Raw genomic sequence first — 7,699 nt, forward strand, 5'->3', positions numbered from 1 at the left:
CATCTTGTTAAATTGGTGGACGCGTCAAACTTTCTGACCGGCGTTGTCCTGGCCTTGAAAATACCGCGGTCGGTCACCCCAGCGGGAGTCCGGCCCGGCGCGTGAGTGCCCTGCGTTCCGCTGACTAGCGGGTGGCGGTGGCCTTCTTGGCGGTGGTCTTGCGCGTCGTCGACTTCTTGGCCGGGGCCTTCTTGGCCGTGGCCTTCTTGGCGGTGCCGGTGGCCTTCTTGGCCGCCGTCTTCTTGGCCGTCGCCGTGGTCTTCTTGGCGGTCGACTTCTTGGCCGTGGTCTTCTTGGCGGTGGCCGTCTTGGCCGCCGTCTTCTTCGCCACGGTCTTCTTCGCCACGGTCTTCTTCGCGGTGGCCGTCGCCCTCTTGGCGGTGGTCTTCTTGGCCGCGGCCTTCTTGACCGTCGCCGAAGCGGTGCCGCTCAGGCTGCCCTTGGGCGCCTTCTTGACGGCGACCTCGCCACCGCGCGGGAGCTTCTTCGAGCCGCTCACCAGGTCCTTGAAACCCTGGCCCGCGCGGAAGCGCGGCACGGAGGTCTTCTTGACCCGAACCCGCTCGCCCGTCTGGGGGTTGCGGGCGTAACGGGCCGGACGGTCGACCTTCTCGAACGAACCGAAACCGGTGACCGAGACCCGGTCCCCACTGACGACGGCACGGACGATGGCGTCCAGTACCGCGTCGACCGCCTCGGCGGCCTGCTGACGGCCACCGACCTTGTCGGCAATCGCTTCTACGAGCTGCGCCTTGTTCACGTCTTCCCCTTCGGAGACATTGCCGGAACGAAAGTGTTCAGGCTTTTCCGCACGTTAGGCAGATATATACCGCAAATCAAACACGAAACGGGCTAATCACCCGTGCGCCGCAACGAACTCGACTGTCCTGGACTTGTTCAGCGTTCCTCTTCGGGGAATCGACCCGCGTCGAGGTCCGCCGTGAACCGGTCCAGTCGCCTTGTCGCGTCGGCGAGATCGTGCTTGGCCGCGGCCGTAATGACCAGCAGCTTCCGGGCCAGCGCCATCCGTACGCCCTCCGGGACTTGCAGTGCGCGCACCCTTGTGTGCGCTTCCTTGAGTTGGTCCGCGACTGCCGCATAGAGCTTGAGTTGGCCGTCGTGTTCCATGCACAGATTGTGCCATCTGGGGCGAGTTGTCGCCTGCGGGGGTCGCAACTGGTGCCTCGAACGGCCTGACGGAGCTCGGCGGCAGCCTTGGCTCAAAGCTGCGCCTACCCAGTCAACACCCTGTCTAACATGGGAAGTTGAGAGAAGCGTTGGAGGCGCGCGGGGCCGTTCGAGTGCAGACATGGCTGTACCCCCAATCGTGGCGATCGGGGGTACAGAGGGTGTCGCGGTGGCCGGATCTCGACCTGGTGCGGAGGTTGGGGTCAGACCTGGACCGTCCGCGGCTTGTACGAGGGACGCTTGGCCTCGTACGCCGAGATGTCGCCCTCGTTCTGGAGGGTGATGGAGATGTCGTCCAGGCCGTTCAGCAGCCGCCAGCGGGCGTTCTCGTCGAGTTCGAAGGCGGCGGTGATGCCCTCGGCGCGCACCTCACGGGCCTCCAGGTCGACCGTGATCTCGGCCTGCGGGTCCTTCTCGGTGAGGTCCTGCAGCGCGTCCACGGTCTTCTGCTCCAGAACGACCGTGAGCAGGCCGTTCTTCAGCGAGTTGCCGCGGAAGATGTCGGCGAAGCGGGAGGAGATGACGGCCTTGAAGCCGTAGTTCTGCAGCGCCCACACGGCGTGCTCGCGGGAGGAGCCGGTGCCGAAGTCGGGGCCGGCCACCAGGACCGTCGCGCCCTTGCGCTCGGGCCGGTTGAGGACGAAGTTCTCGTCCTTGCGCCAGGCCTCGAACAGCCCGTCCTCGAAGCCGTCCCTGGTCACCTTCTTGAGCCAGTGGGCGGGGATGATCTGGTCGGTGTCCACGTTGCTGCGGCGCAGCGGGACGGCCCGGCCGGTGTGCGTGGTGAATGCTTCCATGACTCTCAGACTCCAGCGGGCACAGGGGCGTCGGACAGATCGGCGGGCGAGGCCAGATGGCCCAGCACGGCGGTCGCGGCGGCGACCTGCGGCGAGACCAGGTGCGTACGGCCGCCCTTGCCCTGCCTGCCCTCGAAGTTGCGGTTGGAGGTGGACGCGGAGCGCTCACCGGGTGCCAACTGGTCCGGGTTCATGCCCAGACACATCGAGCAGCCCGCGTGCCGCCATTCGGCGCCGGCCTCCTTGAAGACGACGTCCAGGCCCTCGGAGACGGCCTGCAGACCGACCCGCGCGGAGCCCGGGACGACCAGCATCCGTACGCCGTCGGCGACTTTGCGGCCCTCGACGATCGCGGCGGCCGCACGCAGGTCCTCGATACGGCCGTTGGTGCACGAACCTACGAAGACGGTGTCCACCTTGATGTCGCGCAGCGGCTGGCCGGCCTCCAACCCCATGTATTCCAGGGCCTTTTCGGCGGCGAGGCGCTCCGAAGCGTCTTCGTACGAAGCCGGGTCGGGGACGGAGGCCGAAAGCGGCGCGCCCTGACCGGGGTTGGTGCCCCAGGTGACGAACGGCGCCAGCGAGGGACCGTCGATGACGACCTCGGCGTCGAATTCCGCGTCCTCGTCGGTCTTCAGGGTCTTCCAGTACGCGACGGCGGCGTCCCAGTCCTCGCCCTCGGGGGCGTGGGCGCGGCCCTTGATGTACTCGAAGGTGGTCTCGTCGGGGGCGATCATGCCCGCGCGGGCGCCGGCCTCGATCGACATGTTGCAGATGGTCATGCGGGCCTCCATCGAGAGCTTCTCGATGGCGGAGCCGCGGTATTCCAGGATGTAGCCCTGGCCGCCGCCGGTGCCGATCTTCGCGATGATGGCGAGGATCAGGTCCTTGGCGGTGACGCCGTCGGGCAGTTCGCCGTCGACCGTGATGGCCATGGTCTTCGGGCGGGCCAGCGGCAGCGTCTGCGTCGCCAGCACGTGCTCCACCTGGGAGGTGCCGATGCCGAACGCCAGCGCGCCGAAGGCGCCGTGGGTGGAGGTGTGGGAGTCACCGCACACGACCGTCGTACCGGGCTGGGTCAGACCCAGCTGCGGTCCTACGACGTGGACGACACCCTGCTCGACATCGCCCAGGGAGTGCAGGCGCACGCCGAAGTCGGCGCAGTTCTTGCGCAGCGTCTCCAGCTGGGCCCGGGAGACCGGGTCCGCGATGGGCTTGTCGATGTCGAGGGTCGGGGTGTTGTGATCCTCGGTGGCGATGGTGAGGTCGAGGCGCCGCACGGGACGCCCGGCCTGGCGGAGCCCGTCGAAGGCCTGCGGGCTGGTCACCTCGTGCAGCAGGTGCAGATCGATGAAGAGGAGGTCGGGCTCGCCCTCGGCGCGCCGGACGACATGGTCGTCCCAGACCTTCTCCGCGAGTGTCCTACCCATCGCTTTCCCTCCGGCCGGCGAAACAGCGCCGGCCCAACTAGAGATCTTGAGGAGACGGCGCTCGCACCCCTGGTTCACGGGCAGCCGCCGCCTGGCCCGTTTGGAACGCGGGCCGCTGTGTCTACAAGAGTTGCGCGTCTCACGAAAAAAGGAACTTGCGTTTCACAGAGTGAGACGCGAGTATCGTTTCATGGACAACAGTAGCGGCGTCGGCGTCCTGGACAAGGCAGCCCTTGTCCTGGGCGCTCTGGAGTCCGGTCCGGCCACCCTCGCGGGTCTGGTCGCGGCGACCGGGCTGGCACGACCCACGGCACACCGGCTGGCCGTGGCCTTGGAACACCACCGCATGGTGGCGCGCGACATGCAGGGCCGTTTCATTCTCGGCCCCCGGCTCGCCGAGCTGGCCGCGGCCGCCGGCGAGGACCGTCTGCTCGCCACGGCGGGCCCGGTGCTCACGCATCTGCGGGACATCACGGGCGAGAGCGCGCAGCTCTACCGCCGCCAGGGCGACATGCGCATCTGCGTCGCCGCCGCGGAACGCCTGTCCGGACTCCGGGACACGGTCCCGGTCGGCTCGACCCTCACCATGAAAGCCGGCTCCTCGGCCCAGATCCTGATGGCCTGGGAGGAGCCGGAGCGCCTGCACCGCGGCCTACAGGGCGCCCGCTTCACCGCCACGGCCCTCTCGGGCGTACGCCGCCGCGGCTGGGCCCAGTCCATCGGCGAGCGCGAGCCGGGCGTCGCGTCCGTCTCCGCGCCCGTGCGCGGCCCCTCGAACCGCGTGGTGGCCGCGGTGTCCGTCTCCGGCCCCATCGAGCGCCTGACGCGCCACCCGGGCCGTATGCACGCCCAGGCGGTCATCGACGCCGCGGCCCGCCTTTCCGAGGCGCTGCGCCGCACCGGCTGATCCACCCGGTGCATCTGAACGAGGGCCTGCCTCAACGCCGCGGCAGGCCCTTCGCCATGTCCGAGGTCAAGCGCATCACATCGACCGTCGTTCCAGTGCCGCGCCGTCGTGGCTGGTCGCGCCCACGTGGCGGAGCCACAAATCGACACAGCCCCGCGCCCCTTTGGGGCGCTCCCCCCTACTCGGACGTCACGTTCCCCGACCGGTACGCGAACCGGTCCTTCGCCCGCCTCCCCCGCCGCTCCACCGGCACCTGTCCGTGCGCCGCCGCGAGGCCGAAGGCCGGCATGTCGGCGTAGATCGCCTCGTACGAGCCCTCGGGCACGACATAGCTCTCGTGCCACAGACCGACGTGCCCGCGCACCTTTCCCGCCTTCTCCTTGCGGTTGATGATCGCCCACGCCCTGTGATGGAACATGTCGGGCGAACTCGCGTACTTGTAGAGCTTCTCCTTGGATTCCCAGTACTGGACGACGTAGTACGTCCGCGGGGACGCCGTCAGCAGCACGTGTCCGAGCAGTCCGCGACCGGGGTCCTTCCCCAACTCTCGCAGCATGCGCGGCATCGCGAGGAACACCGGCACCCAGTGGTGTACGGCCCAGAAGCGGTTGATGCGCATGCCGATGAGCAGTACCACCACCTCTCCTTCGGCGGCAGCGGTGGTACGGCCGTTGACCGGCTTCGCGAACATGGCCCCCCTTGTTGGGTACCGGCACTATCCGATGACCCGTGTTTGGATAGTGCCGGTATCCGAGAAAGGGCGCAAGGCATGCGGCTGTCCGAGTTGAGCGAGCGCAGCGGTGTGTCCATCGCGACGATCAAGTACTACCTTCGCGAAGGCCTGTTGAGCCCCGGCCGCCAGGTCAACGCGACCACCGCCGAGTACGACGAGGAGCACCTGCGCCGGCTGCGGCTGGTGCGCGCGATGATCCAGGTCGGCCGGCTGCCGGTGGCCACGGTCCGCGAGGTGCTCGGCCATGTCGACGACGACTCCCTCGGCCGTACGATCCGGCTGGGCGCGGCACTTTGGGCGTTGCCGCAGGTTCCGGAGCCAGACGCGGAGGACGAGTTCGTCCAGGCCGCGCACCGCGAGGTCGACAGGCTCCTGGAGACGCTGGGCTGGTCCAACTCCCAGGCCCTGGTGACCATTTCGCCGTCCTACCGCTCACTGGTGGTGGCGGTGGCCGCACTTCGCCGGCTCGGCTACGACTGGCCGCCCGAACTCGTCGTGAACTACGCCAAGTTGATGCATGAGGCGGCGGTGCTCGACCTGGACTTCGTGGAGACGCATCCCTCGGAGGCGGAGAAGGTGGAGACGGCGGTCGCGGGCGCGATCTTCGTCGAGCCGGTGCTCCAGGCTCTGCACCGGCTGGCGCAGGAGGAGGAGTCGGCGCGGCGGTACGGCTTCGAGTGAGCGGGGCATGCGAAAGGCCCCCCACCGAAGTGGAGGGCCTTCCTGTATGTACCCCCGACCGGATTCGAACCGGCGCTACTGCCGTGAGAGGGCAGCGTGCTAGGCCGCTACACAACGGGGGCCCAGATCGTGCAGGCATCTAAACTACACAGCCGCAGATCAGAGCTGGTCTACCAGGACTCGAACCTAGAATGACGGTACCAGAAACCGTAGTGTTGCCAATTACACCATAGACCAAGGCGATGCAAGGTAAAGCGTACCCCCGACCGGATTCGAACCGGCGCTACTGCCGTGAGAGGGCAGCGTGCTAGGCCGCTACACAACGGGGGCCCTAGCGATCCTGCATGAGAGGCGGCGGGTGCGACCCGGCCACCTTCCTGGGAAGGATCTGTACCCCCGACCGGATTCGAACCGGCGCTACTGCCGTGAGAGGGCAGCGTGCTAGGCCGCTACACAACGGGGGCGTTGCAGATGAGCTCTGCGAGCTGGCCTACCAGGACTCGAACCTAGACTAACTGAACCAGAATCAGTCGTGCTGCCAATTACACCATAGGCCACTGGAACTCAAGCCCTTGCGGGGATCTTGTTCTAGTCTGCACCTCCGGTTCCCGGCCTTTCGGCCCGCTCTCCGGCGGCGCAGGAAGAACATTACCCGAAGGTGGACGGGGCTCCAAAACGGGTATCGGCGCCGAGCAGAGCGGGGAGTTCGGCGAGAGAGCCGATCCGGTGGCGCCCCACCAGGGCCTCGACGGAGGTGTGCCCGCCGCGGCGGTCGATCCAGACGGAGAGCAGACCGGCGTCCGCGGCACCCCGTCCGTCGATCTCGGGGTGATCTCCGACATACGCCACCTCGTGCGGCGCCAGTTCCAGCGCCTCGCAGGCCGCGAGGAAGGCGCCGGCCTCGGGCTTGGAGACGCCCAGTTCGGCCGCGCACAGGATGACCTCGAAGCGGTCGTGCACGCCGAGGGTGCGGAGCTTGCGGTCCTGCACGGTGAGGCTGGAGTTGGAGAGGACGGCGTGCTGGTGGCTGGCCGCGAGGGTGTCGAGGACGGGCAGGACGTCCGGGAAGAGGGCCCAGGCCGTCTCGTAGTGGGTCTTGTAGCGCCGGAACCAGTCGTCGGCCTCGGCGTCGGTCAGCTCCCGGTCCAGGAAGTGCCGGACCCGGTCGAGACGCTGCCCCTCGAACGTGACCTCCCCCGCCGAGAACCGCGCCCAGTGGAACTCGGTGGCCACCCGCCAGCGCTCCAGGGCCTCCGCCAGGCTCCCGTGCCCGTCGAGCAGCCCCTCGGCCGTCAAGTGCTCGCGCATGGCCGCGCGGTCCGCGCCGGTGTAGTCGAACAGGGTGTCGTCGACGTCCCAGACCACGGCCCGAATGCTCATGATCCGACGGTAACCCAGGGCCCCGGGGCGGGTCAGCGCCCCCGGGCCCGGGAATCGGCGGATCAGGCGCCGGAGAGGGTCCTGGAGCCGGGCCGCACGGATGCGGGATGCCAAAGGGTGGTGGGACCGACGAACGAAAGCCCGAGCCACAGCCATGACCGAGTTCCGCGTCCAGTTCACCGTCGAAGCCCGCTCGGCGTATGACGCCCTGCCCGGAGAGCGCAGGGCCCAGTTGGACGGGGCCATGCGCGTACTGGCCCGCGACCCTTTCCGCAAGACATCGACCGCGCAGCTCGGACCCGAGGAGCACCTGCGCAAGGCCTACGTGGCTCCGGGCCTCGTGGTGGAGTACATGGTGGCCGGCACGATCATGGTCGTCGTGGTGCTGGAGGTCTTCGAGGAGAGCCACTACCTGATCGACGAGGACGACGCCACCTGACAACGCGCGCGGGCGGATCGGCCCGTTGGACCGGTGGCCGCACGCCGGGACGCGTGAGGGGGGGGGGGGGGGGGGGCGCGGGGGGGGGGGCGCCCCGCGCGGGGGGGGGGGGCCGGGCGGCAGCGAGGGCGGGCCGGCGTCGCG

9 protein-coding genes and 5 tRNA genes are annotated in these 7,699 nt (G+C 68.6%); 3 read left to right on the forward strand and 11 right to left on the reverse strand.

The genetic code is table 11. The annotated features are described in order from the left end of the window. Positions 1-124 precede the first annotated feature (124 nt). The 4 genes from ACFXC1_RS20630 to leuC all read right to left on the reverse strand — a co-directional run bounded on the left by ACFXC1_RS20630 (position 125) and on the right by leuC (position 3,415). Positions 125-760: an HU family DNA-binding protein gene (locus tag ACFXC1_RS20630; RefSeq protein ID WP_381244603.1), complete on the reverse strand. Its 636-nt coding sequence runs from the start codon at positions 758-760 to the stop codon at positions 125-127. A 137-nt stretch (positions 761-897) separates the two neighbouring features. Then, on the reverse strand, positions 898-1,128 hold the full coding sequence (locus tag ACFXC1_RS20635) for an SCO5555 family protein (protein WP_019068724.1): 231 nt from the start codon (positions 1,126-1,128) through the stop codon (positions 898-900). A 263-nt stretch (positions 1,129-1,391) separates the two neighbouring features. Then, the gene (gene leuD, locus ACFXC1_RS20640) at positions 1,392-1,985 is read right to left on the reverse strand and encodes a 3-isopropylmalate dehydratase small subunit (RefSeq protein ID WP_381244605.1); all 594 of its coding nucleotides are present in this window, start codon (positions 1,983-1,985) and stop codon (positions 1,392-1,394) included. A 5-nt stretch (positions 1,986-1,990) separates the two neighbouring features. Further along, the gene (leuC, locus tag ACFXC1_RS20645; protein WP_019068722.1) at positions 1,991-3,415 is read right to left on the reverse strand and encodes a 3-isopropylmalate dehydratase large subunit; all 1,425 of its coding nucleotides are present in this window, start codon (positions 3,413-3,415) and stop codon (positions 1,991-1,993) included. 190 nt (positions 3,416-3,605) lie between these two features. On the opposite strand from leuC, the gene ndgR reads away from it, so the two are divergent. Beyond that, positions 3,606-4,322 carry an IclR family transcriptional regulator NdgR gene (ndgR, locus tag ACFXC1_RS20650; protein WP_019068721.1) on the forward strand — a complete coding sequence of 239 codons (717 nt, stop codon included), beginning with the start codon at positions 3,606-3,608 and terminating at the stop codon, positions 4,320-4,322. Positions 4,323-4,500: 178 nt separating this feature from the next. On the opposite strand, the gene ACFXC1_RS20655 is transcribed toward ndgR, so the two are convergent. Further along, positions 4,501-5,013, reverse strand: a complete 513-nt coding sequence (locus ACFXC1_RS20655) for a DUF4188 domain-containing protein (RefSeq protein WP_381244608.1) — start codon at positions 5,011-5,013, stop codon at positions 4,501-4,503. Positions 5,014-5,091: 78 nt separating this feature from the next. On the opposite strand from ACFXC1_RS20655, the gene ACFXC1_RS20660 reads away from it, so the two are divergent. Then, entirely contained in the window at positions 5,092-5,736 is a 645-nt protein-coding gene (locus ACFXC1_RS20660) for a MerR family transcriptional regulator (protein ID WP_381244610.1), read from the forward strand. A 49-nt stretch (positions 5,737-5,785) separates the two neighbouring features. Here the strand turns inward: ACFXC1_RS20660 and ACFXC1_RS20665 are convergent. The 6 genes from ACFXC1_RS20665 to ACFXC1_RS20690 all read right to left on the reverse strand — a co-directional run bounded on the left by ACFXC1_RS20665 (position 5,786) and on the right by ACFXC1_RS20690 (position 7,116). Then, positions 5,786-5,858 (reverse strand) — tRNA-Glu (locus ACFXC1_RS20665). A 43-nt stretch (positions 5,859-5,901) separates the two neighbouring features. Continuing rightward, a tRNA-Gln gene (locus tag ACFXC1_RS20670) sits at positions 5,902-5,973 on the reverse strand. Positions 5,974-5,993: 20 nt separating this feature from the next. Beyond that, positions 5,994-6,066 (reverse strand) — tRNA-Glu (locus ACFXC1_RS20675). Between the two features lie 61 nt (positions 6,067-6,127). Next, positions 6,128-6,200, reverse strand: a tRNA-Glu gene (locus ACFXC1_RS20680). Between the two features lie 21 nt (positions 6,201-6,221). Further along, positions 6,222-6,293, reverse strand: a tRNA-Gln gene (locus tag ACFXC1_RS20685). 91 nt (positions 6,294-6,384) lie between these two features. Further along, positions 6,385-7,116 (reverse strand): HAD family hydrolase, encoded by a 732-nt coding sequence (locus ACFXC1_RS20690; RefSeq protein WP_381244612.1) that lies wholly within the window; start codon positions 7,114-7,116, stop codon positions 6,385-6,387. A 154-nt stretch (positions 7,117-7,270) separates the two neighbouring features. On the opposite strand from ACFXC1_RS20690, the gene ACFXC1_RS20695 reads away from it, so the two are divergent. Then, a complete protein-coding gene (locus ACFXC1_RS20695; protein WP_381244614.1) occupies positions 7,271-7,555 on the forward strand; it encodes a hypothetical protein in 285 nt (94 codons plus the stop codon). Positions 7,556-7,699 lie beyond the last annotated feature (144 nt).

The organism is Streptomyces hokutonensis (genome assembly GCF_042751305.1).
GTDB lineage: Bacteria > Actinomycetota > Actinomycetes > Streptomycetales > Streptomycetaceae > Streptomyces > Streptomyces hokutonensis_A.